The organism is uncultured Campylobacter sp. (genome assembly GCF_937997595.1).
Classification (GTDB): Bacteria; Campylobacterota; Campylobacteria; order Campylobacterales; family Campylobacteraceae; genus Campylobacter_B.
Genome location: NZ_CALKTS010000073.1, coordinates 15,725 through 41,222, shown reverse-complemented (window position 1 = coordinate 41,222; position 25,498 = coordinate 15,725). Strand labels below are relative to the sequence as shown.

Annotated in this window: 25 protein-coding genes and 1 tRNA gene; 14 read left to right on the top strand and 12 right to left on the bottom strand. The window is 46.6% G+C overall.

The window, feature by feature from the left end; all coding sequences use genetic code 11:
• The first annotated feature begins 469 nt into the window (after window positions 1-469).
• A complete protein-coding gene (locus Q0614_RS02565) occupies window positions 470-748 on the top strand; it encodes a hypothetical protein (protein WP_298786333.1) in 279 nt (92 codons plus the stop codon).
• 161 nt (window positions 749-909) lie between these two features.
• On the opposite strand, the gene Q0614_RS02560 is transcribed toward Q0614_RS02565, so the two are convergent.
• A complete protein-coding gene (locus Q0614_RS02560) occupies window positions 910-1,875 on the bottom strand; it encodes an HlyD family efflux transporter periplasmic adaptor subunit (protein ID WP_298786331.1) in 966 nt (321 codons plus the stop codon).
• Window positions 1,876-2,531: 656 nt separating this feature from the next.
• Window positions 2,532-3,014, bottom strand: a complete 483-nt coding sequence (locus tag Q0614_RS02555) for a flavodoxin domain-containing protein (RefSeq protein ID WP_298786329.1) — start codon at window positions 3,012-3,014, stop codon at window positions 2,532-2,534.
• Window positions 3,015-3,223: 209 nt separating this feature from the next.
• On the opposite strand from Q0614_RS02555, the gene Q0614_RS02550 reads away from it, so the two are divergent.
• From Q0614_RS02550 to Q0614_RS02540, 3 genes are all read left to right on the top strand, one after another.
• Entirely contained in the window at window positions 3,224-3,721 is a 498-nt protein-coding gene (locus Q0614_RS02550) for a hypothetical protein (protein WP_298786326.1), read from the top strand.
• 228 nt (window positions 3,722-3,949) lie between these two features.
• Window positions 3,950-4,462, top strand: a complete 513-nt coding sequence (locus tag Q0614_RS02545; protein WP_298786324.1) for a hypothetical protein — start codon at window positions 3,950-3,952, stop codon at window positions 4,460-4,462.
• A 49-nt stretch (window positions 4,463-4,511) separates the two neighbouring features.
• Window positions 4,512-5,015, top strand: a complete 504-nt coding sequence (locus tag Q0614_RS02540) for a hypothetical protein (RefSeq protein WP_298786322.1) — start codon at window positions 4,512-4,514, stop codon at window positions 5,013-5,015.
• A 117-nt stretch (window positions 5,016-5,132) separates the two neighbouring features.
• Here the strand turns inward: Q0614_RS02540 and Q0614_RS02535 are convergent, their stop codons facing one another.
• From Q0614_RS02535 to mltG, 6 genes are all read right to left on the bottom strand, one after another.
• Window positions 5,133-5,687 carry a 2-oxoacid:acceptor oxidoreductase family protein gene (locus Q0614_RS02535; protein WP_297949406.1) on the bottom strand — a complete coding sequence of 185 codons (555 nt, stop codon included), beginning with the start codon at window positions 5,685-5,687 and terminating at the stop codon, window positions 5,133-5,135.
• Window positions 5,684-6,529, bottom strand: coding sequence for a 2-oxoglutarate ferredoxin oxidoreductase subunit beta (locus tag Q0614_RS02530; protein ID WP_298786319.1), 846 nt, complete (start codon window positions 6,527-6,529; stop codon window positions 5,684-5,686). The genes Q0614_RS02535 and Q0614_RS02530 overlap by 4 nt, the downstream gene beginning before the upstream one ends.
• A complete protein-coding gene (locus Q0614_RS02525) occupies window positions 6,530-7,651 on the bottom strand; it encodes a 2-oxoglutarate synthase subunit alpha (RefSeq protein WP_298786318.1) in 1,122 nt (373 codons plus the stop codon).
• Window positions 7,651-7,962: a 4Fe-4S binding protein gene (locus Q0614_RS02520; RefSeq protein ID WP_177388316.1), complete on the bottom strand. Its 312-nt coding sequence runs from the start codon at window positions 7,960-7,962 to the stop codon at window positions 7,651-7,653. The genes Q0614_RS02525 and Q0614_RS02520 overlap by 1 nt, the downstream gene beginning before the upstream one ends.
• Window positions 7,963-8,358: 396 nt before the next feature.
• Entirely contained in the window at window positions 8,359-9,240 is an 882-nt protein-coding gene (locus tag Q0614_RS02515; RefSeq protein WP_298786317.1) for a malate dehydrogenase, read from the bottom strand.
• A gap of 108 nt (window positions 9,241-9,348) precedes the next feature.
• Window positions 9,349-10,299: an endolytic transglycosylase MltG gene (gene mltG / locus Q0614_RS02510; RefSeq protein WP_298786316.1), complete on the bottom strand. Its 951-nt coding sequence runs from the start codon at window positions 10,297-10,299 to the stop codon at window positions 9,349-9,351.
• A 49-nt stretch (window positions 10,300-10,348) separates the two neighbouring features.
• On the opposite strand from mltG, the gene Q0614_RS02505 reads away from it, so the two are divergent.
• The 3 genes from Q0614_RS02505 (at window position 10,349) to Q0614_RS02495 (ending at window position 14,542) form a co-directional block, all read left to right on the top strand.
• A complete protein-coding gene (locus tag Q0614_RS02505; protein ID WP_298786315.1) occupies window positions 10,349-13,018 on the top strand; it encodes an AsmA-like C-terminal domain-containing protein in 2,670 nt (889 codons plus the stop codon).
• On the top strand, window positions 13,015-14,076 hold the full coding sequence (locus tag Q0614_RS02500; RefSeq protein ID WP_298103034.1) for a tyrosine-type recombinase/integrase: 1,062 nt from the start codon (window positions 13,015-13,017) through the stop codon (window positions 14,074-14,076). Before Q0614_RS02505 ends, Q0614_RS02500 begins: the two co-directional genes overlap by 4 nt.
• 334 nt (window positions 14,077-14,410) lie before the next feature.
• Window positions 14,411-14,542 carry a hypothetical protein gene (locus Q0614_RS02495; protein WP_298786313.1) on the top strand — a complete coding sequence of 44 codons (132 nt, stop codon included), beginning with the start codon at window positions 14,411-14,413 and terminating at the stop codon, window positions 14,540-14,542.
• A gap of 471 nt (window positions 14,543-15,013) precedes the next feature.
• On the opposite strand, the gene Q0614_RS02490 is transcribed toward Q0614_RS02495, so the two are convergent.
• The 4 genes from Q0614_RS02490 to Q0614_RS02475 all read right to left on the bottom strand — a co-directional run bounded on the left by Q0614_RS02490 (window position 15,014) and on the right by Q0614_RS02475 (window position 18,707).
• Window positions 15,014-15,658, bottom strand: coding sequence for a ferritin family protein (locus Q0614_RS02490; RefSeq protein ID WP_298786312.1), 645 nt, complete (start codon window positions 15,656-15,658; stop codon window positions 15,014-15,016).
• Window positions 15,659-16,068: 410 nt separating this feature from the next.
• Window positions 16,069-16,743, bottom strand: coding sequence for a histidine phosphatase family protein (locus Q0614_RS02485; protein ID WP_298786311.1), 675 nt, complete (start codon window positions 16,741-16,743; stop codon window positions 16,069-16,071).
• Between the two features lie 44 nt (window positions 16,744-16,787).
• Complete coding sequence (locus Q0614_RS02480) at window positions 16,788-17,345, bottom strand: rhomboid family intramembrane serine protease (protein WP_298786309.1); 558 nt, start codon at window positions 17,343-17,345, stop codon at window positions 16,788-16,790.
• A gap of 726 nt (window positions 17,346-18,071) precedes the next feature.
• Window positions 18,072-18,707 carry an NlpC/P60 family protein gene (locus Q0614_RS02475; protein WP_005870540.1) on the bottom strand — a complete coding sequence of 212 codons (636 nt, stop codon included), beginning with the start codon at window positions 18,705-18,707 and terminating at the stop codon, window positions 18,072-18,074.
• 126 nt (window positions 18,708-18,833) lie between these two features.
• Here Q0614_RS02475 and murA point away from each other — a divergent pair, with 126 nt between their 5' ends.
• From murA to tmk, 7 genes are all read left to right on the top strand, one after another.
• Complete coding sequence (murA, locus tag Q0614_RS02470) at window positions 18,834-20,102, top strand: UDP-N-acetylglucosamine 1-carboxyvinyltransferase (RefSeq protein ID WP_298786307.1); 1,269 nt, start codon at window positions 18,834-18,836, stop codon at window positions 20,100-20,102.
• A gap of 474 nt (window positions 20,103-20,576) precedes the next feature.
• Window positions 20,577-21,758: a molybdopterin molybdotransferase MoeA gene (locus tag Q0614_RS02465; protein ID WP_298786305.1), complete on the top strand. Its 1,182-nt coding sequence runs from the start codon at window positions 20,577-20,579 to the stop codon at window positions 21,756-21,758.
• A 61-nt stretch (window positions 21,759-21,819) separates the two neighbouring features.
• Window positions 21,820-21,894, top strand: a tRNA-Gly gene (locus Q0614_RS02460).
• Window positions 21,895-21,970: 76 nt separating this feature from the next.
• The gene (locus tag Q0614_RS02455) at window positions 21,971-22,525 is read left to right on the top strand and encodes a UbiX family flavin prenyltransferase (protein WP_298786303.1); all 555 of its coding nucleotides are present in this window, start codon (window positions 21,971-21,973) and stop codon (window positions 22,523-22,525) included.
• Entirely contained in the window at window positions 22,525-23,001 is a 477-nt protein-coding gene (gene coaD / locus Q0614_RS02450; protein ID WP_298786300.1) for a pantetheine-phosphate adenylyltransferase, read from the top strand. Before Q0614_RS02455 ends, coaD begins: the two co-directional genes overlap by 1 nt.
• Window positions 23,002-23,074: 73 nt before the next feature.
• Window positions 23,075-24,163 carry a hypothetical protein gene (locus tag Q0614_RS02445; protein WP_298786299.1) on the top strand — a complete coding sequence of 363 codons (1,089 nt, stop codon included), beginning with the start codon at window positions 23,075-23,077 and terminating at the stop codon, window positions 24,161-24,163.
• 502 nt (window positions 24,164-24,665) lie between these two features.
• The gene (tmk, locus tag Q0614_RS02440; RefSeq protein ID WP_298786297.1) at window positions 24,666-25,292 is read left to right on the top strand and encodes a dTMP kinase; all 627 of its coding nucleotides are present in this window, start codon (window positions 24,666-24,668) and stop codon (window positions 25,290-25,292) included.
• Window positions 25,293-25,498: the final 206 nt, after the last annotated feature.

Below are 25,498 nucleotides of genomic sequence, written 5' to 3'. Positions count from 1 at the left end.
TTTTGCGTGCCCGCACGATCGGCGTTGCCTACGGCTCGCGCCGAATATTCCGCGCGACGCCCGATCCGGTCTTGAGCGCGTGCATATCGCATCGACTAGCCGCGCCGCTAACGATGCGCACACAACGCGCATGAGCGGGGCGGTCTTTAAAACATGAAGCAGCCCGTAAGTATCCGCGATAAATTCGCTTCAAAACGCAAATGAAAGCGAGTTTTCAAACACCTGGCGACCTATAAGCGCCGAGCTCTCTATCTGCGCAGCGTTTCTTTCGGTGAGATTTTACCGCCGCCGCACCTTTTGGGCAAAATTTCACTTCCGCCTGCCTTTCGGGGTAAAATTTACTGCCGCCATGTCTTTTGACGAAATTTTACCTAGTCCCAGCTTTCCTTAGCATAGTACCAACTTCAACTACCGCGTCCTTTGGGGTAAAATTTCACCGTCGCGCACAATCGGTATTTAATCGCGCCGTTTGTTTCGTAGTAAAATTTTACTGCCGTCCGCGCTCGGTTCCGCTGCTCGTTTATCGCAAAATGGTCTGCTAGAAACAAAGCCCGTTACCCGCTATGCCACCCTGCTTGTACTCGTTTCCGAGCCGCAAATTTTAAATTTAACTCGCACTGCTTTGCGCCAAAATTTCGCCAAAATTTTACTCGCCGCCGAGACGATCTATTTTAGGCGCGACGAAAATTTATCGCCCTGCTCTGTCGAACAGGCGCCGTCTAAATTCCGCCTCGAAGCGCGCTTTTAAAATTTCATCAGGCTCACGCCGTATGCACGGCTTGCGCGGCGTTGCGTAAAATTTGTCGGACGATGGGCTCTGCTATCCAAATTTTGCCCGCAGTCTCCAAAGTGCCGCCCGCGCGCTAAATTTCACTCGTGCATTAAAATTTCACTCGCGACGCTCGCCCGTTAAAATTCCACGCTGATCGGCTGACCTAAGCGAAACTGCCCATCTTCGTCGCTAAAATCGGCGCGCGCCTCCCACACTAGATCTGCGCGTAGCTCCTCGGTCTGCACTGTGCGGGGCGTGTACATCGCGGTTTGGCTCACGTAGGCGACCTTTGCGCTCGCGCTAGAGCCGTCTGCGGCGATGATCCGCACGCTCTGCCCGGCACGCAGGAAGCGAAGCTGATTTTCGCTCAAATAAAATTTCGCGCGCTTGTTTTTTACTTCGCTGAGCTCAAAAACGCCCACGCTTGGTATGCTGATGTCGCCGAGCTCCTTAAGGCGCGCTCTGATCTGCCCGCTAAATGGCGCTTTTAGCACGCTTTGCGTCTCGATTTGGTAGTTCAGATATTTTAAATTTTCCTCGCAGCTTGCCAAATTTGCGCGGGCGGCGCCGACATCCTCGCCGCGGTAGCCGCTTTGAAGCTGACGCAGATTAGCCTGCGCGCTTTGCAGCTGAGCTTGCGTGCGCTTCATAGAATAAAACGCCTCGTCGATCTGCTGCTTGGACGCGGAGTTGGTTTTGCCTAGGCTTTTTAGGCGCTCGTTCGTCAAAGTAGCGAGCTGTAGGGCGTTTTGCAGCGCGCTTACGTTCGCCGCTGCCATCTCGATCTCCTCGCTACGAAAGCCGCTTTGCAGCTTTTGCAAGCTAAATTTAAGCCCGTCGCATCTCGCGATCTGAATACGTCTTTGATAGCTCAGATTCGCCGTATCCAGAGCTGCCAAAACATCGCCAGCCTGCACGAAATCGCCCTCGTCGCGATAAAGCGCGCTAATGCGGCCGCTGCGCTCGAAGCTAAGCGAGCTCTGCCTGATGTCGATGATGCCGTAGGCCTTGTGCGCGACCTCTTCGCGCCTATCGAGATTGAAGTAGATCGCCGCAGCGAGGGCGGTCAGCGCAAAAACGACGAAAAATAGAAGCCTCTTCATAGATCGCCTTAAATTTTGATATGCGGTTATTATAAAATAACTTTTCTAATGCGGCGCTGATATTTGAAGTTCGGGCGGTGATTTTATAAATCGATCGCATTAAATTTGCCGTATTGAATTGACCGCCGCACGAGTAGAATTGGGCTTGGGAGGATAAAATTTCATCCTATCCGCGCGATTTTAAGCGGCACGACTTGTAAAATACAGCGACTTTTTGAACTAAAAATTTTAAAATTTTAATGCGGAGGCTCCGCTTTCAAGCGGAGCGTGGAATTTTAACGTGCGGGCAGCATACTAGCACTGCGGGCGAAATTTTGTCACGAAAGCGAAATTTTGTCGCGCTAGCGACATCAAGCATCGCAGGCGGAATTTATCGTTTATTACACGAATAGCGCGTAAGTTGCCGCGAATTAAATTTTATCGCGGCACCCATAGCTACTCGCGCGACGAGTTGAAATTTACAGCCTCCGCTAGCGATAAAATTTTAGCAGCATGAGCTCGTGAAGCTTGGATGCGGTGGAAATTCTAACAGCGCAACGAGTAAAAATTTAAGAGGGCGCCGCTTTCAAGCAAAGCGTGAAATTTAATGGGGAAATTTAACGAGCTTTAGGCTCGATGAGCCCAAAGCTCGCTCGGTCGCGCAAAAGCTGAAATATTTAAAACTCGCCTTTAACCGCGGCGATCCATTTATCAGCCCTCGCCTGCCAGTGCTCGTCGCCCTTAAAATCGATCGTAAGACCTACGAATTTGCCGTTTATGAAGGCGCGCGAATGTTTAAATTTATATCCCTCTGCGCCCCAAGCGCCGATGAGATCGGCCTTTTTAAGCACCGGCAAAAACGCACTCATACCGCTGCAAAAATCGCTGCCGTGGCGCTCGATGTTACCGACGCCGACTAGCGCGACCTTGCGTCCGTCAAAATCAGTTTTGTTTAAAAGCTCCAATTTGTCGTCAAATTTAGCCTGGATCTGTCCGTCGCCGTGCGTCGAAGCTGCAAAAATAAACGCGCCAGCGCCCGCCAAATCCTCCTCGCCAAGCTCTTTGGCCTCCTTGATCTCAAAGCCGAGCTTTGAAGCGATGTATTCGCTCACGACTTTCGTGTCGCCGCCTTTGGTGGCGTAAACTAATAGTTTTTTCATTTTCTCTCCTTAAAAATAAGAATGATTCTAACAAAATAAGATAAATTTTGAGTGAAATAAAAATTTTATAAGGCGCCCAGATATAGCGCGATGCCTCGTATCCAGCTAATTTTAAGCGGCAGCGAGCCGGTAAATTTTAACGCCGCCGCTTAACCGCTCGTATAAAAACCCGCAGTATAATGTCGCCAAGCTCATTACAAGGAGAGGATATGCGAAATTTTACATTATGTTTGATCGCCGCGATCGCGCTTTGCGGCTGCGCGACCCCGCAGGATCGATACGGCGGAGATATTTATGACGCGAGCGAGACGAACCGCATGAGACAGAGCGATCGGATCGAGATCGTGGATGTCCTGCCCGCCAAAATCAACGTAGAGCGCTCCGAGGGCAATACGGGTAAAATTTTAGGCGGCGTCGCGGGCGGCACTACGGGCGCCATCATCGGGCATAAGCTCGGCAAACATAGCAGCAGCAGGCGCTTAGCTGAGACCGTGGGGCTAGTAGGCGGCGCGGTAGTGGGCGCGGTCGCCGGAGATGCGATCCAAAACTCCCAAAAAACGGTGCAAGGCTCCAACATCATCTACAAGCTAAACGGCAAGGAATACTCATCCGTGCAAGCCGATCCGCCGTGCAGATTTAGACGCGGCAAGGCTCTGCTGATCCACACGGGCGGCGAAACGCGGGTGCAGCCAAACTCTGGATGCTAACAGAACTCGGTATGTTAAATTTAAAGCCGCAAAGCTTACGGTGAAATTTTAAAATTTTACCGCCATGTTTAAAAATTTAAAAGCGGCGTTTTAAATCCCGAAGCGGCGCGGCTTTTGAAAACGGTGCCGCTAAAATTTGCGGGCGATCGAAATTTTAACTATGCAAAATTTTAAGAGCCCGCTAAAATACTTTAATATATAATCGCCGCTTAAAAACATGGAGCGGCAATGAAAAAATTCTATCTTAAAATTTCAGCACTTACGTTTATAATGGCATTTGCAGTGATCCCTGCTGCGGCAAAGGTAAGCGTAGATCATTTAGAGACGCAAGAGGAAAAAGATTTAGCGATTGCTTGCGATAGCGGCAACGGAAAATATAGCGCATGCACGAAACTGGTCGAAATTTTATCTAAAAAGTGCGACGGCGGAGATTATGAAAGCTGTGGATCGCTCGGCATAGCGCTTTTCGACTCCAATAGATATGAAGACTCCGCCTCCGCTTATAAAAAAGCTTGTGAGGCCGGCGTAGTAACTTACTGCTATATGGTAAGTGTAACCGAAATGCACTATGGCGGAGATATAAATTCGGTAGTTAAATATCTTGGTAAGACATGTGAAGCAGCAAATAGCCTGTTTAAAAACGAAGCGTGCAAGATAAACGAGGAATTGAAAAAGTGCCTAAATGACAGCGAGTGTAATCCTATAAAAAAAGCAAGAATTTTGTTAAAAAGCGTAAGATGATATTGTTTAAAAAGCCGCTTTATATATCAAAATCTAAATAGGAGAGAAAATGCAGAAAATTAAATTTATAGTTTTGGCTTTAATATTTTCAATATACTCGAGTGCAGCAAGACCCATGGATTCGAGCTTTTTCAAAACTTGGGAGGAAAAAGAGCTAAATTTAGAGTGTGATAGCGGCGATGGAAAATATAGCGCATGCACGAAACTGGTCGAAATTTTATCCAAAAAGTGCGATAGCGGAGATTACGAAAGCTGCGGATCGCTCGGCGCGGTGCTTTTGGTTACAATGGGTAGATATAAAGATTCCGTTTCAGCATTAAAGAAAGCTTGCGAGGCAGACATGATGTATTATTGCTTTTTGCTAGCAGGGAATGAAATATTTTACGGCGGAAATATACATATGGCTATCGGTTACTTTGACAAGGTTTGTTACGGAAAAAACAGCGACAAGAAGGATTTTTCCTGCAAAATAAAGGAGCAATTAGAAATTTGCCTAAGCGATAGCGAGTGCAATCCTTTAAGAAAAGCGATGAGTATACTTGTACCAAAATAAAAATTTTAACAACGCGATAAATTTCATCCTTATAGCTGATGCACTTCGCAAAAAAAAGCAAGAATAAAGCCGCTAGAATATTACCGCCTGCTTCTATCGTTTCGCTGCCATAAAATTTTACTCCGTCTCCAAAACCTCTCTCGCGTATTTCATCCCCAAATCATACGCCTTTTCATTTAGCGCACGGGTTTTTTCAGGCACAGAGCGGAGCATTTGCTCTTTTACGAGCCCTGAGTCCATGCAGCGGCTAAGCCCTACTGCGATCGCTAGAGCCACGACACTTTGAGTGATGACATTCCCAACTTCGTATTTTGCGATGGTGATGATTGGAATTTCATAAATTTTAAAGCTTGCCCTATCCTCATCGCTCGGTGCTACTAAATTCGGCTCAATTACGATCACGCCGTCTTTTTTCACGCCATTTTTGAAAGCATCGTAGCTACTCTGCGCCGTTGCGAGCATGAAATCGATCTCGCCCTCGCTCGCGTAAGGATATAGAATTTCTTCATCGCTTAAGATAATATCCACTTTCGTAGGTCCGCCACGTACCTGAGAGGTATACGTAGATGCCTTGATTCCATAGCCGCCGTGCGCGATCTTTGCCGCAGCTAGAATTTCACCCGCTAAGATCACTCCTTGACCGCCCACTCCCACAAATCTTAATTGATTCATCTTAGTCCTTCAAAATTTATCGCTTCGCCGCTTTGTGCCGCGTCTATCACCTTTTGATACGCCTTTGTGTATTCGGTGCGCTCATTATCTTCGTGCAAAACTCCAAGCGGAAATAGCCCCGCTCGCTCATCCTCGCTAAGAGCGTCAAATTTTGTTTTGGAAATCGTGCGCGAATCAAGCCACTTTAGCATTTGCACTGCCTCGCTCATTTTATTTTTACGACCCAAATTTACGTGGCAGTTGCTAAAAATATCAAAAAAACTATAACCCTCGTGCTCAAAGCCCTTAGCCAAAAGTCGCTCGATTTTTTCTGGATTTGTCACGCTCTCGCGTCCGACAAAAGTTGCCCCAGCGGCAATCGCAAGCTTTGCCGCATCAAAGCTGGGATCGACATTGCCGTATTGTGCCGTAACCGTCCAAAACCCGCGCGGTGTCGTAGGACTCGTCTGCGAGTTCGTAAGCCCGTAGATGAAATTGTTTACTAAGATATGATTTAGATCGATATTGCGGCGGCATCCATGGATCGTGTGATTGCCCCCTATCGCAAGCCCGTCGCCATCGCCAGTGACTACTATTACGTGCTTATCGGGATTTGCGAGCTTGATACCCGTAGCATAAGCTATCGCACGTCCGTGCGTCGTATGGACGGTATTGCAGTCTATGTAACTCGACATCCTGCCACTACAGCCGATACCGCTTACCACACACACATCGTCCATACTCCAGCCTATGCGGTCAATCGCGCGGATGATCGCTTTTAAGATTACTCCGTCGCCGCAGCCCCAGCACCAAAGTGTAGGCATCTTGTCCGTTCTTAGATATTTATCGTAATCAAACGCCATTTAAAGCTCCTTTACTTTCTCGATAATCTCGCTAGGGCTGATCGGCCTGCCGTTTGCCTTAAGAAGCGTCTTAAAATCATCCCTCAAGCAAGCGCGCTGCACCTCTAGCAGATACTGCCCTAAATTTAGCTCGGCGATCAAAATTTTATTAAATCTCTCCCCTAGCTCCCTTAGCTTGCGCGCTGGGCTTGGCCACAGCGTGATCGGGCGAAAAAGCCCCACACGCACGCCTTGCCCACGTAGCTTTAAAATCGCGTCTTTTGCTGCTAAGCTAACGCTGCCGTAGGCGATGATGCAAGCATCAGCGTCATCTAGCATAAATTCCTCGTATTGCACGATCTCATCTTCATGCGCCGAAATTTTATTAAAAAGCCTTTTTATAGAGCGATGCACGATCTGCTCGTTTTCGGTCGGAAAGCCCTTCGCGCCGTGATGAAGCCCCGTTATGTGATAGTGGTATCCCCTAAAAAAGGGATTTAGCACCGCAGGCTTATCCGGCGCAGCATCGTAGGGCTCATAATCTTTCGGACTACCTTTAAATTCCGCCCTGCGCTCGATTTTTAGATCCGAAATTTCAGGGAGCATCGCCTTAGCCTGCATATGCCCAAGCGTCTCATCAAGTAGCAAAAATACCGGCGTCATAAACCGCTCGGCTAAATTGAAGGCGCGCACGGTTTGCGTATAAGCCTCCTTTAGCGAGCCCGGACACAGCGCGATGCTTTGAAAATCGCCGTGAGTGGGGTTGTGAGCTTGCAAAATATCGCCCTGCGCCACTCTCGTAGGAAGCCCGGTGCTAGGACCTCCGCGCATAACATTTACGATTAAAAGCGGAATTTCAGCGATAAAGCCAAGTCCAATCTGCTCTGATTTTAGCGAAATTCCAGGACCGGAGCTTGCCGTCATCGCCTTCGCACCGCTCATAGATGCGCCCAAAGCTACAGAAATGCCCGAAATTTCATCTTCCATCTGGATAAATTTACCTCCGACCTTAGGTAGCAAGCGACTCATCTCGTGCGCGATCTCGCTGCTCGGCGTGATCGGGTAGCCGCCGAAAAAATTACAGCCACAATCAATCGCCGCACGCGCAATTAAGGCGTTGCCTGTGGAAATTACCTCTCTCATTATGCGTCCTTGGGTTTCATAAAATTATTGTTTTTGATCTTTTCAGCCATCTCTCTAGCCTGCGAGCTTAGACGAGCGAATTTAAAGCCCTTGGGCGCGACGAAAATCGCAAAATCAGGGCAGTGCAACTCGCACTCCCTACAGCCGATACAGGCGCCCTCATCCACCACGTCGATCATCATGCCCTGCACGGCGCCCTCGTCCTGTCTCATCGCGATCGCGCCGCTAGGACAGACGCTTACGCAGATGTTGCACGCCTTACAGCGGCTCTCATCCGTCCAGACGGCGCGCTGGCTCTCATTTTCGCTCATATTTTCTCCTTAATTTATCAAAATCCGCACCAAATCCAGCTTCGCAATTTATTGAAATTTTGCGGCGCAAGCCTGCTTTGATCGCATTAAAGTCCTCTCGTTTTTAAATTTTGCAGAGTTTAAATTTTAAAATTTTGTGGCGTTTAAAAATTTTACGTCACGCGGAATTCTACGTCAAAGTAAAATTTTAATCTACGAAATTTCACAGCGAGCAAAATTGCACAAATTTTAAAATTCCGCAGCGAATGAAATTTTACGCTACACAATTCCGCGAGCTTAAATTTCTTGCCGAAGTGAAATTTAATGCCGCAAAATTCTATTGCAAGAATCCTGCGCTTTGAAATTTTAAATCTACGAATCCCGCTTCCGCATCGCGCTGAATTCGCTCTATTTCCACTAAAACTTTAGCTCCGCTATCCGCTCACGCATCCGTTCGAGCTGCTTGTAAAACTCGCCCGAGTAGGCGAAATTTCTCTCTATCGCGCCCATTTTGCCGACGCTTACGAAGCGCCCCAAAGGCACCCCCGATCCATCCGCGACGCAGCAGGCGAGCGTGCCGCAAGTATCAAAAAGGATGTATTTTATGATCTTTACGATGCCCGCAGCGGGCGCCAAATACGCCGACGTGCCCAGTAGCTCGCCGATCTGCGCGCCGGCGCGTTTGGTATTTTGTACCGCGCGACCAAAAATTTCATCCGAAATTTCAAATCCCAGCTCGTTTTTAAGCGCGATCATCTCTTCGCTATGCGGGCCTACGATCGCGCTTCTCATCGATGAAATTTCCTTGCCACTCGCGCGAGCGAGTTCAAATTTAAGCCGCGCGCCGTCTAGCTCGCCCGCCATGCCGATGACGCGCTCTTTTGCAAACCCGCTAGCCTGCAGCGCCGCATAGACCATCATATCAAGTGGATTGGTTACGACGATGATGATGGAGCCGGGCGCGTATTTTGCGGCATCTCGCGCGCATTGCGCGACGATGGCGGCGTTGCTGCCAAACAACTCCTCCCTGCTCTGTCCCGCCTTTCTTGCGCGCCCCGCCGTGATCACGACGATGCCTGCGTCCGCTATATCGCTAGGCTCCGTGCTGCCGCTTATACGCAGGTCGCGCTCATAAACCGCCGCCGTATGGGCTAGATCTAAAGCCTTGCCGCTCGCGATCCGCTCTACGGCATCCACAAGCGCGATGCTGTATATCTTTTGGCTCAAAGAATCGCTTACGATAAGATCGTTCGCTACCGCTGCGCCGATGTTTCCTGCGCCGAATATCGCTATTTTCATTGTTATCTCCCAAATATCGATCCGCATTTTTATAACTGCGGGGGTTAAATTTTAAAATTTAAAGACGAAATCTCGTTTTTAAATTTAATGCCGAAACGGCCTTAAATTTTACCTCTGCGCCTTTACGTTGCGCTCGTGCTCGGCTTGCGTGCGCGCAAAATCGTGAAGTCCCGTTTTTTTATTTCGCATAAAATAGAGGTATTCGCTCTTTGCGGGCGCGAAAACGGCGCGTATCGCATCGCGAGAGACCACGCATACCGGTTCTTTCGGAAGTCCGTCGTTGAGGTAGGTGTTGTAGTGGCTGGTGTCGGTGCGGATGCGCTGCGGAGTGATCTTGACGTGCGAAAACTCGCCGTAATTCAGCGTGCCGTCCATCTGAAGGCGCATATTTTTGGCTAAGCGGTTGTCGATGACGGAGGCTACGAGCGGCATCTCATCTGCGTTTGCGGCCTCTTTTTGAATGACCGAGGCCTTGATCAACACCTGCTTCCACGCCGTGGCGTTATAGTCGCCGCTAAGCTCGCGCGACAATCCTTCGTGGAATTTTTGTGCGCTTGAAACAAGGTGGTCGATGATATTTTTTTCGCTTTCGTTTTTGCTAATTTTATAGGTTTCGGGGATCAAAAAGCCCTCGTAAAACGGCGCCGTGGCGTTGTATTCGCGCTCAAGCTCGCTAAAGCTTAGCCCGCGATCTTTCGCCAGCTGTTTTAAAAACACGATCGTAGTCTCTCCCGGGATCAGCTTAATCTCGTTCATCACGGGCTTTGCGACGCTTAACTCATACAAAAATTGATATTTGGGCAAATTTTCGCCGCTAAGCTCCAGCTCGCCGGTTTTTGCGCCGCCGTAAAAAGAAAGTAGCCTCGCGTCGAATTTACTAAATTTTGGATAGCTCTTTGAGAGTTCGGATAAAATTTTCGTTGAGCTGCCTTGTCCTATCTGCACGGTTGTCGCGTTGCCGACGCGCTCGTGCAGATCAAAGCCTACGGCCAAAAGGACGATAGCCGCAAGCTCGATACAAATGCACGCCGCTTTGATGAGCTTTATAAAGAATTTCATGCGTTCCTTTCAAAATTTAGCTGAAATTATAGGCAAATAAGCCAAAATTTTGAATAAATTTCATATTATAAGCGTAGTTTTTCGGCACGCCCGATTTGGTTTTGGGGCGGAGTTTTTTGATGAGGCGATGATGTTTAGAACTTTGGCTAGATTTTTTTTGTGCATAACCATACTTTTTATAATCTGCGCGGTAGGCCTAAAGCACGGTATTGCGATTTCGCAGCTGGACGTGGGCTTTGCAAAGCTTGAAGGGTTTTATCTCAAGCTAAATAAAAGTCTCGTACTGCGCATCAAAAATCTTGAAATTACGCAAAATAATACACAAAATTTAGAGCAAAATTCCACCGATCTGCGCACGCAAAGCGAGAAAATTTTAGAATTTAGCAAAAAAATCTCGCTCATCAACTCCTTTTTCGAAGAGATCGACGTGCAAAATTTAAAGATCAAAGGCGAAAGCCTGAAACTAAAATACAAAAGCGACGTTTTTTACGCCGACACGCGGTTTTTTAGGCTAAGCTCAAAGATCACGCCTGGCTCAAACGGACTTAGCTTCGATCCGATCGAGCTTGAACTAAATGATTTTAATCTCACTCTGCACGGCACGGCGCGAGCAAATTTCAGAGCTGATACGTATGATTTTAACGGCACCTTCGCTTCGCACGAGATTGCGGGCGAGCTTGACGTGCATAACATCGGCTCGGAGCTAAATATCGAGATAAACCGCGCTTCGGCCTTGAGTCTGAAAAATTTTATGAATGAGCTGGGCGCACTTACTGGGCTAAATCCCCTTGCGAACGAGTGGATCTACGGCAAGGCGGTCGCGCAAAACTACTACATCGAAAATCTGCATGCCAAAGTCGATCTGAAAGATCCGCGCCCGATCGCCGAAAACGTTAGCGCTACAGCCTACGCGCAGGATCTTACGATAAAATTTCAACCGCAAATCGAAGCCGTAACGGTAAAAGACGCCAACATCACGCTTAAAAACGATTTTCTAAATTTCACGCTGAATGAGCCTAAATTTAAAGGCAAAAGCCTGGAGGGAAGCGGCGTGCGTATCGGCGGGCTCTTTGAAGAGAGGCCGATCGTATATCTGGATCTGCGAACTAAAGAGAGTTTGGGCAAAGACCTTGTAGATATTTTGCAAAGCTACGGCATAAATGAGCCCGTATATCCGCTGAGCGGCGGGATCGATGCGCGCGTGCTGATAGACGTGGACGTCGAAAAGGAAAGCGCCAAGGTCGATGCGAACGTGACGCTAAAAGACGCCGATCTGATGATCTCCAAAGCGAAATTTCACTCCAAAGCCGCGCGGGTGCATATCACAGAAAAAAAGATCGACATCAAAGACGCGAATCTGCAAAATGAAATTTTTAACGCCACTGCAAGCGGCAGTATCGATATCGCCACGCGCAAAGCTAAATTTAACGGCACAATCCATAGCTTTAATCTCTCCCCGAACGGCAAAGAAATTTTAAAATTTGGTGACGCGCGAGATAATATGAGCCTTGATTTTAGCGGCAAAGCGCCGGTGCTGAGCTCGCAATTTTTAGGCGCGAAGATGAGCTTCGGCGAGCGGATCGAGATTAGCTCGCCCGATATTAGCGGAATTTTGCCCTTTTCTAAGACGCTTAAAAACGCGGGCATTAGCGGCGGAGATCTTAAAATTTTAACCAGCGATTTTACAAACTTAGATATCAGCAGCAACAATCTCATCTTTGATTTCGGTCTGCTGAACAAGGACGGAAGCCATTATAAAAACGACTCTTTCGCGCTTAGAGTGCGCGGGGGCGATCTGGACGGCTCTAGCGAAAGCGGTAAAATTTCTCTCAAAATCAACAAAGGCGGCAACTTCGTCTCTTTAAAAGACGTGGACGTCGCGATCAATACGAGCGTGCAAACTAGCGAGTTTAATAGCGGCACGAAGGAGCGCTCGCCGATAAATTTCAGCGGGCAAAACTCTGCGATCGTGCTATCCGATCTTAATAAGACGCTTAAATTTACGCACTTTAACGGCGTGCTGGACGGCAAAAATATGAATTTAAACGCAAGCTTTAAACGCGGCGACGTGAAGCTGATCTTTAAAAAGAGTTTGCTTCAAATTTTTGCGCAAAACATCAGCGGCGAGGCGCTTAATCAATTCCTGGGCTCGCAGAGCTTCGACGGAGGGGTATTTACGCTGAAAGCAAGCGGCATCGATCCGCGCAACTATCGCGGCGAGATCAACGTGCAAAACACCTATCTGAAGGACTACATCATCTATCAAAGGCTGCTTAGCTTTATAAACTCGGTGCCATCGCTGCTTACGTTTAAGACACCCGATTTCAACGATCGCGGCTTTAGCGTGCAGAAGGGCAAAATTTACTTTCGCCGCAGCGACGATAAAATTTATATAAACGCGATGAACTTTACTGGCAGTAGCGCCGACATCGCGGGCAACGGCGAAGTGGATATGAAAAGCGGTGCGCTGAATATCGATCTGGAGCTTAAATACCTCAAAGACGCAAGCTCGATAATCTCAAAAATCCCGCTGTTAAATCATATCATCTTAGGCGAAAACAACACGATCTCCACGATCATCGAGATTCGCGGTACGATGAAAAAGCCTACCTACTCGACCGGCGTTGCGACCGATGTGCTAAAAACGCCGTATAATCTCATCAAAAACACGCTGATGCTGCCTTTCGTGATCTTCGGCGACAGCGAGGAGAGCAAATGAAATTCCCGCTCGATTATAAGGATAGCTTTGAAAAATCGCTGCTGTTTTGGCTCGTAAAATTCGTGCGCTACAAGCTAAGCGCGTTATCGAATAAGGAGCTGAAAAACGACGCGCTGTTTCGCCGCGCGAGCCTAGCGCTAAATCACGAAGTAGCAAACATCAATGAACTCGAGCGACTCGCAAAAGATGCGCGAAATGCGGGCCTTACGGGCATCAACACCTACTTTAATCCGCTTAAAAAATTTTACGAAGCGATCATGCAGTACGGCCTTGAGAGTATGAAAAATATCGACGAGGAGCTTTTGAGCGAAATTTTAGCCTCGATTACGGGCGGGCTGAGCGATGCGAGCAAAAAAAACTACCGCATCGCGCTGATAAATTTTTTCGGCTTCATCGACCGCCAAAACGAGCAGGACGGTACCTCGCACAACTTCGGCATCGAGCTTAAGTATTGGGGCGGCATTAGCGGCAGCCGCGGCACGAAGCTTCCGGAGTTTATGAGCGAGGAGGAGCTGAAGCGGTTTTTGGACGCGATAAATCTAAGCGAGTTTCGCTCCTTTGCCCATCGCAACCGCCTAATCGTAAAAATCATCGTCTATACGGGCATCCGCGTGGGCGAAGCGATAAATCTCAAGCGCAAAGATATCGCGCCCGAGGGCGATCTTTTCGTCATCCGAATCCGCGGCAAGGGCAATAAATACCGCATCGTAATGATCAAGCGCCACCTAATTGAGGAGCATCTAAACGCGCTGGAGACGAACTTCGCCAACAAAGAGGGCTATCTTTTCGTCACCAAAAACGGCGCGCCGCTTACTCAGGCCTACGTCAGCGGCATAGTGGAGAAAATTTTAATGAGCGCGGGCATCCGCAAGGAAAAAAACGGCGCTCACATGCTGCGACATACCTTCGCAACGATGCTTTACAAAAAGCAAAAGGACCTCGTACTCGTCCAGGAAGCTCTCGGCCACGCGAGCCTAAATACTTCGCGCATCTATACCCACTTCGACAGCGACAAACTGCGCCTTGCGGCGAAGGTCGCGGAGGAATTCGAGGAGTGAAATTTTAAAATTTGCAGCGGCGCGAGGCTTGCTTGAGCGAGATTTTTTAAATCTCGTTTTGAGACGGCTTTAAAATCGTTTTTTATGGAATATTTTACAAGAATTTCAGAATTTTATTTTGAAAAATTCTGAAATTTGTTTTTCATACTAGCATAACAGAACCTAAAAATTTTACCTTGCGAGCTTTAGAATTTAACTCGGCAAAATTTAAAATTAACGCGCGAGCCTTAGAGCTTGATTGCAAAAAATCTAAAATTTTATTCTTTTGGAGTATAGAATAATTTACTTTTTAGATTTTCTCATGTGATTTCGCCTAAAATTCCGGATAAATTTAGTGCAAAATTTAATTTACATTTTTACGATACGGGATTTCATCCGAGGATTTTATAAGCAAAAGATAATCGACATATTAAGAGGTAGCGGATATAAAATTTATCTGCAAATTCCGCAAGGATGGAATTTCTGATTTAAAATTTAAACCCTCGAAATTTTATAGTTTGATTTGCTTTCAAATTCTCATCGCACCGTATTCGCCTTAAAATTAAAGACACAAAAGATTCTGCCACCAAAGTTTGCTGTGAAATTTACCGATGCGAAGCTTGCTTCGTAAACAGCGCAAGAATCATATAGAAATTTCCACTAAAAATTTAAAGAGATAAAATCATCGGCATGACTATTTTTAGATTTATTTTACGACAGAAATCCCGCTCTTGCGAGCAGGATTTCATTTCTTAGGGGGATAAGAAAAGGAGTTTAGGCTAAATAAATTTAGCCCGAGATTTCGTCTAGCCACGGAGTCCGCGACAAAAAGGAGCAAAAAGACGAAATCTCGCGCAAAATTTTAAGCCAATATTTAAGCGATCGGTTCGCGACAATAAACGAGATTTGCGACGGCTTCGAAAGCTATCGCAAAAACGCCGTGCCGCAAGCATCAAAATTAAACGAGCCTTTGTTTTTTGAAATACTCGCGCGGAGCCTTGCAGAGCGGACAGGCGCCTGGGGCTTTCTTGCCGCGATGAACGTGGCCGCAGACCTCGCACACCCAAACTTCCTCGTCGAAGCTCTCGAAAAAGCCCTCTTCTAGCAGGATCTTTTGAAGCTCGTTGTATTCGCGCTCGTGCTCCTCCTCGACCTTGCCGATAGCGTTAAAAAGGCGCGCTACCTCTTTTTTGCCCTCTTCGGTTGCGATTTTAGCGAAGCTCGGATACATGCTCTCGTGCTCGTAGCGCTCGCCGGCGGCAGCATCAAGCAGATTTTTATCCATCTTATCAAGCGCTATGCCGGCAGCCGCATGATGTGCCTTTAGCTCGGCTCTGGCGTGCCATTTTTCGTTTTCGGCAGCCTCATAAAAATGTCGCGCGATGGCGTGAAAGCCCGCCTCTTTAGCCAAATCGCCGTAAAGATCGTATTTATTGCGCGCCTGAGACTCGCCTGCGAATGCCTTCATTAAATTTACCTGCGTCAGATCCTCGGTGATGCATTTCATCGGCTCGCCGCAGCAGCTAAGCGCGCCGCCGCCTACTTTTTGCACCTCGACCTCCGCGCCGCATTTTTCGCATCTATATGTTTCGTACTGTCTCATTATCAATTCCCTATCAAAATTTTTAGGGAATGATACCACGACTACTATTAAATTTTACTTAATAAATTTTATTCTTCTCAATAAATTTATGTTTTTGAGAAAATTTCAGCACGAAATTTCCATCCGCAAAATCTAAACTTAAGATTTTCCAAAGCAAATGGAATTTCAAGCGAAAGTGCTAACACTCGATCATCTAAAAATATGAAATTTAGTTTTCTGACTCATTTAGTCCACGATTTCAAGGCGAGCCACATCATTGGAAATTTTTTAAAATTTAAAGTTATCTCAAAAATAATTTGCTATTTTGCCATATGGTCTTATTTTACGAGTATATGACAATGCTCGGCAAAAAGTAGCTTTAATGCGCCAACGAGCCGCCCGATTGTAACTATGAAGCGTTAAAAGCGTAATTAAGGGCATTGCAGCATTACCATCTTGCCGCTATGATCGGTAATATCTGAGAATTTATGAACGTCAAATTCTAAGCCGCAAATCGAGCAAGGAGAGAATTTATCGACTTCCTTCTCGCCTAAAAGCGAGCAAATTGCGCCTATTGTCGGATTATGTCCAACGATAAATACGCATTCCGCGCTAGCTGCGTTAAAATTTCGCATAACATCTGTGCTAGAAATTTCCACATCATTGCAAGATAGCGCATTATTTTCGCTAATGCTAGCGGGAATTTTAGTGCTCTTAAAAGCAGAATTTTCATCGTTTGCGTCGCGATGTTTTTCGCTACTCAGACCAACCGCATTGTATTTTTCAACATTCACACTGCACCCAAAAAATCGTATCTCATCCAAGCTGCGAATAAACTTTGCCAAATCCCATAAGCTTGCGTCGTATAACTCTCGCAATAACGCTATTTTTTTTGTCGCATCCAACGCATTAGCGATAATTTGCGCCGTATGGAGTGCGCGTATAGCCGAACTTGTAATAATCAAATCAGGCATAAGTCCCAAGCTACGCAGCTTTTCTCCAAGTTTATTTGCACAAAGTTCGCCCACTTGGCTTAATGCCCGTTCAAAATCGCTTTTGCCGCCGCTTTGCGCCTCGGCATGTCTTATAAAATATATCCGTTTCATCCGCATCCTTTCATAAAATTTTATGTATAATTTAGCGTTAAATTCTACAAAATTCTAAATTTTTTCTGGATCATTCCAAAGCCATAACCGACCACAAATCCCGCTATGTGCGCATACCATGCCACATTTACGCCCATTAACATCGGTGCAAAGCTCATTATCAAAATTGCGATAAAAATCCCGCCCGCATTGCGTTCATCAAAATAAGCAATCACGCCTAAAAGCACACAGATAGCGCCGCTAGCGCCTACGATATTGACGATTTCTCCCATGCTCATGGCATAACGGATATAAATCAGACACAAAGCGCCGCTCAGCAGCCCGCCTACGATGTAAAGTAGCGTAAATTTTATCCCACCGAACGCCCGCTCTAAAATCCCGCCGAATTGATACAAGACTGCCATATTCATCGCTAGATGCATCACTCCGCCGTGCATAAAAGATGAACTTAGTAGCTGCCACGGCATCCCCTCGAAAAAATATGGATTGAGCCCAAAAAACAGGTAGGACTTAAAGCCGAAAAAATATTCCAATGCGAATGAAATTACGAAAAATAGGATATTCACCGCGATGATCGCGAGAGTAAATTTGCCTGATTGCATGAAGCTCCTTAAATTTTTCACGCATAGTAGCAAAATTTTTATTAAATTAAAGGCGTAGTGTGATTTTATAGGCTAGAGATAAATTTATGGATAAGTGCTAGCATTAAAATTCGCTAATAGTTTTAATTGAAAGCGCCTTATCAAATAGCTGCGCTAAAATTTAAAATTTAGATATAAAGCTTTAAACTAAAATTTTCGTAACAAAATTTAGACCGTAAATCTTTTTTGAAAGCTTTACTGGAATTTATAAAGTTTATCTGACGTAAATTAAAAAACAAACATGCCGTTAAATTTAATAACGATGGAATTTCAACTATATGAAGCTATTTCGTAGAATTTTATGTATAATTATAAGTATAATTTCACCAAGAATAACAAAAATTTGAGTTTAAATTAATTTCAAAATAAATTTTAGGGTAAATATTTTAAATCCTTATTATATTGCGCGTTAAATTGGTTGCTTCTTGTATAATCTCATAGCCATAATTGGTACATAAACAAAGGGTTCAAGTTTATTAGTATTGAAAAATACGCGATTATAAAATACAAAAATATTCTCGTATAATGCTAATTTGACTTACCATAACAGCATTTTACTTGAAATTTTAGAGCCTAAATCAAACCGCCGCGAATTTTTAAAAGGTCTAGCAAAATTCCATAAAATCTAATAAATTCCAAACGTTATAAGAAATTTTTCAAAAAATACGGAAAAAAATTTTCAAAATTCTAGTTATTTACTCGTCCATACCCTGCGAAGCGATTCGATGCTAGGCAGCTTATGCGGTCTTTGCCGCAGCGGACGATATAGCTATTTTCCATCTTTTGCCCCGCTACATGGACGTTTTTCTTATTTAAATTTACGAAGTCCGCTTGATTTCTACCGCGAGTATTGTGGACAAATTTCACGCGACCATCAGCATAGATCTCACGCACGATACCGATATGGCTGATCTCGTTATTGACCTTGCCTTTGTTAGAGCGCAAGGTGTTTTGAAAAAATACCAAATCCCCCACTCGCGGCGTATTGCTGAGTAAATTTTTACGGCTGTAATAATTATATATTGCTTGGGATTTGCGTCCGTTTGTGAAGTATTTCGGCAGATCTTTTGAGTTAAAAAATAGATCATCGTATTTATCATTTAGCACGGTAATAAATCCGCTGCAGTCTCCTCCTGCGCGAGTGCCAGTGTAATCGTCTACCGATGCGATTAGCGGGCGGTTAAACTCGCTTCCCGGCACCGAAGTTATTCCTTCTTCATGATCGTTTAAGACATACGCTTGCTGGCTGCCGGCAGACGGGGCTTTTGAGGAGCAACCGACCAGCAAAAACGCACCCAAAGCGCAGATAATTAGTTGTTTCATATAAATCCTTAAATAAAATTATGCGACGATTCGAACGTACGGCGTAATTTTAGCGCCTGGCGGTAACAAAATGGTAACTTTAAAGCTAAATTCTGTATAATTATTTAAATTTTACACGGAGAAATCATGCATTATCTACGAATTAACGGAGGCAAAAAACTAAGCGGCAGCGTCAAAATAAGTGGCGCAAAAAACGCCGCACTGCCGCTCATAGCTCTATCTATCCTTTCAAAAAACGAAGTCGTAATTAAAAATTTACCCGCAGTTTCCGATATCCACACGCTAATTCAACTGCTTTCAAATTTAGGCGCAAAGTGCGAGTTCCTTGACGCCAACACTGCCAAAATCGATCCGCGCGAGATAAACTCGACCAAAGCGATCTACGACATAGTGCGTAAAATGCGCGCTTCGATCTTGGTGCTGGGACCGCTTTTAGCGCGGTTTAGACACTGCGAGGTAAGCCTTCCGGGGGGCTGCGCGATCGGCGCAAGGCCGATTGATCTGCACCTTAGCGCGCTTGAAAAGATGGGCGCAGAGGTTAAGATCGAGCAGGGTTATGTCGTTTGCACCGCAAAAAAGGGGCTTAAGGGCGCGACTATAAATTTTGACAAAATTACCGTCACCGGCACCGAAAATATCGTAATGGCGGCTGCCTTAGCAAGCGGCACCACGCATATCATAAACGCGGCAAAAGAGCCCGAAGTGATCGCCGTTTGTAACGCATTAAAAAGCGCAGGCATCGACATAGAGGGCATCGGCACGAACGAAATCCTCATCAAAGGAAGCGGCGGCGAGCTTTTAAGCTTGAACGAAATTTCGATCATTCCCGATCGCATCGAGGCGGGCACCTATCTGTGCGCAGGCGCAATCACGGGCTCTCGTATCACGATCACGCACGCTTGCGCGGCTCATCTTGGCGCCGTGCTTGCAAAATTTGAAGATATGGGCTTTAAATTTGAAATTTCAAACGGTGGCGACGAGATCACGATCCTGCCCGCCTCAAAGATCAAACCCGTAGAGATCATCACGAGCGAATATCCGGGCTTTCCTACCGATATGCAGGCGCAGTTTATGGCGCTTGCGTGCATCTCCTCGGGCGTCAGCACCATCGACGAGAGGCTTTTTGAAAACCGCTTCATGCACGTTAGCGAACTCTCAAGAATGGGCGCAGATATCCGTTTAAACGGACACATCGCGACTATCAGCGGCGGCAAGCTAAACGGCGCAGACGTTATGGCGACCGATCTGCGCGCCAGCTCGGCACTCGTTTTAGCCGCCCTTGCGGCGCGCGGCGAGAGCAAAATACATAGAATTTACCACCTAGATCGCGGATATGAGAGGCTGGAAGCTAAGCTTGGTGCGCTTGGTGCCGATATACAGAGGCTGGAGGAATGAAGACTTCGGAATAAAAATCTTGTGCGAGCAAGTGATGCGGAATTTTATGCAAAACGCGTTTTAAAATGCCACGCTACGTAAGAGCCACGTAAATTCTATCAGCAGCAATGCATTTAAATCGCTAAAGCTAAGTGTGGCGAAATTTTAAAGGCAAATCTTGGTAGAATTTCAAGGATGAGTCCCTTAAGAATTTAAGTGGCGAACTTTGGTAAAATTTAATGAACGAGCCGTGGTGGAATTTTTTAAGCAAATGTGGGTGGAATTCCTAGGGCAAAGCGGAATTTTACGAGCGAAATGTTTTGAAATTTTAAGCAACGCTCGCATTAAAACAAGACAAGTTTGAGCCCATAAAATTTCGCACATTTATTTGGGTAAATTTTGCTTTGCAAGCTTTGGCAAAACATAGAATTTAAGACTATGTGAGGTCTTAACTGCGCGAATTTAAAATGTAAAAAATGATAAAAAGGACTTAAAATGATAGGAATAAATGAGGCTATAGATTTGGCTACGGCCAGAATCACATCAAGCAGGCGGAGCGAAATGGTACCTCTTCCCAGCGCTCTAGGCCGCATTCTTTCTAGCGATATTTCTGCGATTAAAAACCTACCCTGCTTCGATAATTCGGCGCTTGACGGCTATGCCTACGCGGCAGAATTCAAAGACGAAGAGCTAGAGATCGTAGAGCCTACGATTTTTGCAGGAGATGAGAAATTCTACGAAATCAAGGCCGGACAGGCGCAAAAGATAATGACCGGCGCGCCAATGCCTGCGGGCGCGGACTCTGTCGCGAGGCTAGAGGATGTAGACACGCAAGGTGGAACTCTAAAAATCCCTGCTTTCGTTCATGCCCACGACGGCTTTCGTAAAAAAGGCGAGGAGGTGCGCGCGGGCGAGCTTTTATTGCGCCGTGGCGAAATTTTAAACCCTGCCAAAATCATGCTTCTTGCCGCGCAAGGAATTTACGAAGCAAGCGTTTACACGCGTCCTAAAATCGCTCTATTTTCCAGTGGAAACGAACTAAAAGAGCCGTGGCAGAGCGCAAGTGAGCGCGAAATTTATAACGCCAACTCTAGTGGTATTGCTGCATTGCTGCAAAAATACGGCTTTGAAAATGAGTATTTAGGGATTTTAAAGGATGATTTTAGCGCGGTGTGCGAGGCGCTAGATACTGCTACGCGTAAATTTGACGTGCTAATTACCAGCGGTGGAGCAAGTGCTGGGGAGGCGGATTTTATGCAAAGCGCTATGAATGAACTTGGATTTTTGCAGGCTTTCGATCACATTGATATCAAGCCCGGCCGCCCCAGCAAGTGCTTCGCAAAAGACGGCAAATTCGTCTTTGCAATGGCAGGCAATCCAATGGCTGCTTTCGTGCTTACGCGCGCAGTCATACTGCCGATCTTATTTAAGCTTAGCGGCGCAAGCGAGGCTTTTAGCGCAGAAGCGGCGATCTATGCCAAGCTCGCAAGCGATCTAAAGCTAAAAAGCGGCAGAGTAAATTTAACCGTAGGCGCATATGAAGGCGGAGTTTTTACGCCTATGCCGTCGCCTTCTGGGCGCATCAGACCGCTGGCTGCGGCATCGCATTTTTTCTTGGCTGATCCCGAATGCGACAAAGTTCGCGCTGGAGAAATCATAAAAATTTATGAAATTTAAGCGAGAAATTATTGACAAATGAAAATTTATAGGCTACAATCGCGCTTTATTTTTACCGCATGCGGGAATAGCTCAGTGGTAGAGCGCAACCTTGCCATGGTTGATGTCGCGAGTTCGACTCTCGTTTCCCGCTCCATCTTAACTTCAAATTTTAAAATTCTTTCCGTTCCGCTCGCTTTTAAAGCACAAAATTTCGATATGAAAGCCTTGAAATGAAAATTTTAGTTTGCGTAAGCGGCGCGAGTTTTTGCGAGATCGGGCTTGATCTGCTTAAATTTCTCGCTAGCTCGCCGCATGAAATCCACGCCGTGCTTACGCAGGGTGCACGCCGCGTCCTGAGCGCCGAAAGCGGCATAGATGCGAACGAGGCTTTAAAATCCGCGGAATTTAAGAACGTAAAATTTTATCCCGACACCGATCTGGGCGCGCCGCCCGCTTCGGGCTCGTTCGGCATTGACGCCACAATCTTTGCGCCCTGCTCTATTGGCTCTTTGGCTAAAATTTACGGCGGGCTTTGCGACAGTCTAAGCACCCGCGCCGCTGCAGTCGCGTTAAAAGAGCACAAGCGGCTAGTTCTTGGCGTGCGTGAGATGCCTCTTTCTGCGATCAGCCTGCGTCAGATGAGTGAGCTAGCCGCACTCGGCGTCATCATCGCTCCGCCCGTGATCGCAGGCTACTGCGGCGTGCAAAATTTAAAAAATTTCATAATCGGCAAGTGGTGCGACGCTCTGGGCGTGCAAAACGAGCTATTTAAAAGGTGGCAATAATGCAAAACTCAAGAAAATGTATCTATCCGGGCACTTTCGATCCTATCACGAACGGCCATCTGGACGTCATCAAGCGTGCGCTAGGGCTTTTTGATGAAGTCATCGTCGCAGTCGCGCTAAACGAGAGCAAAAAGCCCTACTTCAGCCTAAAATCCAGACTAGAGATGGCGCGAGCCGCGACACGCGGGCTTCGCGGCATAAGTGTGCAAAGCTTTGATAATCTGCTCGTGGATTTTGCTAAATCTTGCGGCGTGCGCTTCGTTATCCGCGGACTCCGCGCGGTTAGCGACTTTGAGTACGAGCTGCAGATCGGCTATGCAAACGCCTCGCTATGGGAGAAATTTGAGAGCGTGTATTTGATGCCGACGCTCAAAAACGCCTTCATCTCAAGCTCGATTGTCCGCTCCGTTTTGAGCCACGGCGGCGATGTTTCGCACCTGGTGCCGAGCGAAATTTTAAAATTTTTGAAAAAATGAGCTTGCAAGCGACTGAAATTTAGCTCGCAGGCGCAGCTAAATTTAAAATTTACAAACCACACGGGAGATAAAAATGAGCGAAGCAATGGATGAGATAGAAAGACTGCGAACGTTTTTAAAAAGCGTGAGAGATGAATACAAAGCCTTACATAAAATAGCCGAAGCGCAGGTCGTAAGTAGGCGCTGGGCGTCGGACGAGTATATTAATTTAGAGCCCTTTTATTTCGAATATAACCGCTTCTTTAAGGGCAAAATTTTAAAAGCTAAACCAAAAAAGATCGCAAACGCCTACGAATACGGCTTTGATGCGCAAGATCGCGTCGTTTTTGAAAGACAACATGACGGCAAAAAACATTTCTTTGAAAGCCTTTATTTTTGGGGGCGGGACGAAGTTTTAAAATATCATTTCGGTTGCTACAATAAAAGATGCGTAGGATGCTTCAATATAAAAAGATTTATCTATGAGGATGGCGAGCTAAAGTCCATCTACTCGGCCTTTGACAACAACGCCTATGGGATAGAAAATTTTACTTACGAAGGCGGCAAACTCGCACAAAGACGGGAGTATGTAGAGCACCCTCGCGCAGGCAGAAGGAATGACGTAACAAACTATGAATTTGACGCAATGGGCGAACTGAGCTTAATAACCGAAAATGGTTATGTGCGCTATCAAAAGCCCGATAAGGATATGAGCTACAAAAAGCTTTATGAGCTCGCCGCGCAAAGGCTGCTGCCCGCGATTAAAGAGACGATCAAAAAGCACGCGCCAGGCTGTAAGCTCTACTGCATAAATTTAGCTTGCGACAATAGGAGTTTGCCGCCGATCATCGGATTCGGTTCGCAAGAACAGCGCGCGCAGTGGCTTGCGCGAAAAGATGGCTGGCTTCTTTGGCTCGTTCCTGATTACGAGTTTCGAGCTGAGGTCGAAGTAGACTACGAAACGGCGAAAATTTTTGATCTTTTCAATCAAGAAACGCAGCTAAATGATAAATATGCGCAGGCTAAAAAGCTTATTTGGGGGTGTATGAAGCAGCTTAAAGCAGGTCTTGGCGAATTTGCGCTCGATATGACGGAGGATTTTACGATCACGGCTACCGATTGCGATCTTAGCGATCTGCGGAAAAATTTCATAGCAATAAATCCCGAGCCGATAAACGTATAGGGCAAAATTTAAAATTTCATCGTCGCGGTTTTATCATCGCGCGCAGCACTCGCCCGCCCCAATGCGCCCCACTCTACACGACGCTGCCGCCCTGCTCCGCCAGAAGCGCCGCCATTTCCGTTTAGCGCCATCCGCTTCGCAAAGCACATATCCTGCTATGTATAATGGCTCCCTACCTCGCCCGACGCGTCATCATATCCGCACGGCGCGTCGTCTTTATCGACCGGCGCCCTGCTCCGCTCGGTAAATGTCCGTAAGCGCAAAATTTGCTCACCGCTTATTCGGCGCATCCGTCCGAGCGCTAAATTTAACCGCGAGCTGCGCCACAAAAATCAAGAGCCGAGCAAGGCGCCCGATAAAATTTGCGTCAAAAGATCAAAAGCGGCTCGGATAAGCTCGCGCAAAAGCCCGATTTGGAGGCGAAATTTAGCGCTCAGCTGTTTAAAAAAGCCGCTATTTAGCTATAAGCTTGTAAAATAACGCACAAATTTAAAGGCGAAAAATGTATGTAATATTCGAAGGTATCGACGGCGTGGGCAAAAGCACGCAGATAGCGCGGCTGGCGACGGCTTTTCCGCAGGCGATCGTGACCAAGGAGCCCGGCGGCACGAAGCTCGGCGAGGCGGTGCGAAGCCTCGTTTTGGGCGAGGATTTTAAGTGGCGGCGCGGTAGCATAAATCTACGCGAAGCCTGCGGCGAAATCTCAAAGCGCGCCGAGCTGCTTTTGTTCCTCGCAGACCGCGCCGAGCACTACGAGCGCGTGATAAAGGGCGGCGCGGACAGGCTCGTGCTAAGCGATCGCGGCTTCATCTCGGGGCTTGCCTATGCGCTGGCAAACGACGAAAACGCGGATCTTAACGAACTCATCGCGCTTAATAAATTTGCGCTCGGGGGCAAATTCGCAGATAAAATCGTGCTATTTTCGGCGGACGAACAGCTCGTCAAAAAACGGCTTAAAACGCGCGTTAGCAGCGATATAATCGAAGCTCGCGGGCTAAAATATCTAATGCGCGTGCAGGAGCTGATGGCACAGGCATGCACGGCGTGCGGCGTTCAGACGCTGCAAATCGACGCCGCGCAATCCGAAGAAGCGATCTGCGATCAGATAAAAAATTTCATACTTTCTTAAAATTTTAAGGCGTGGAATTTTGCTGCTGGAATTGATTTCTGAGGTCTGCCGTGAAATTTTAGCTATGGAATTTCGCCCATAAAATTTCATCTTCGAATTTCGTTATGGAATTTTACAGGAGAGATTCTAGGTAAAATTTCATGGGCGGAATTTTGTTTTATAATTCAGCCGTAAAATTTCGGTACGTAATTCTGTCTTAAAATTCT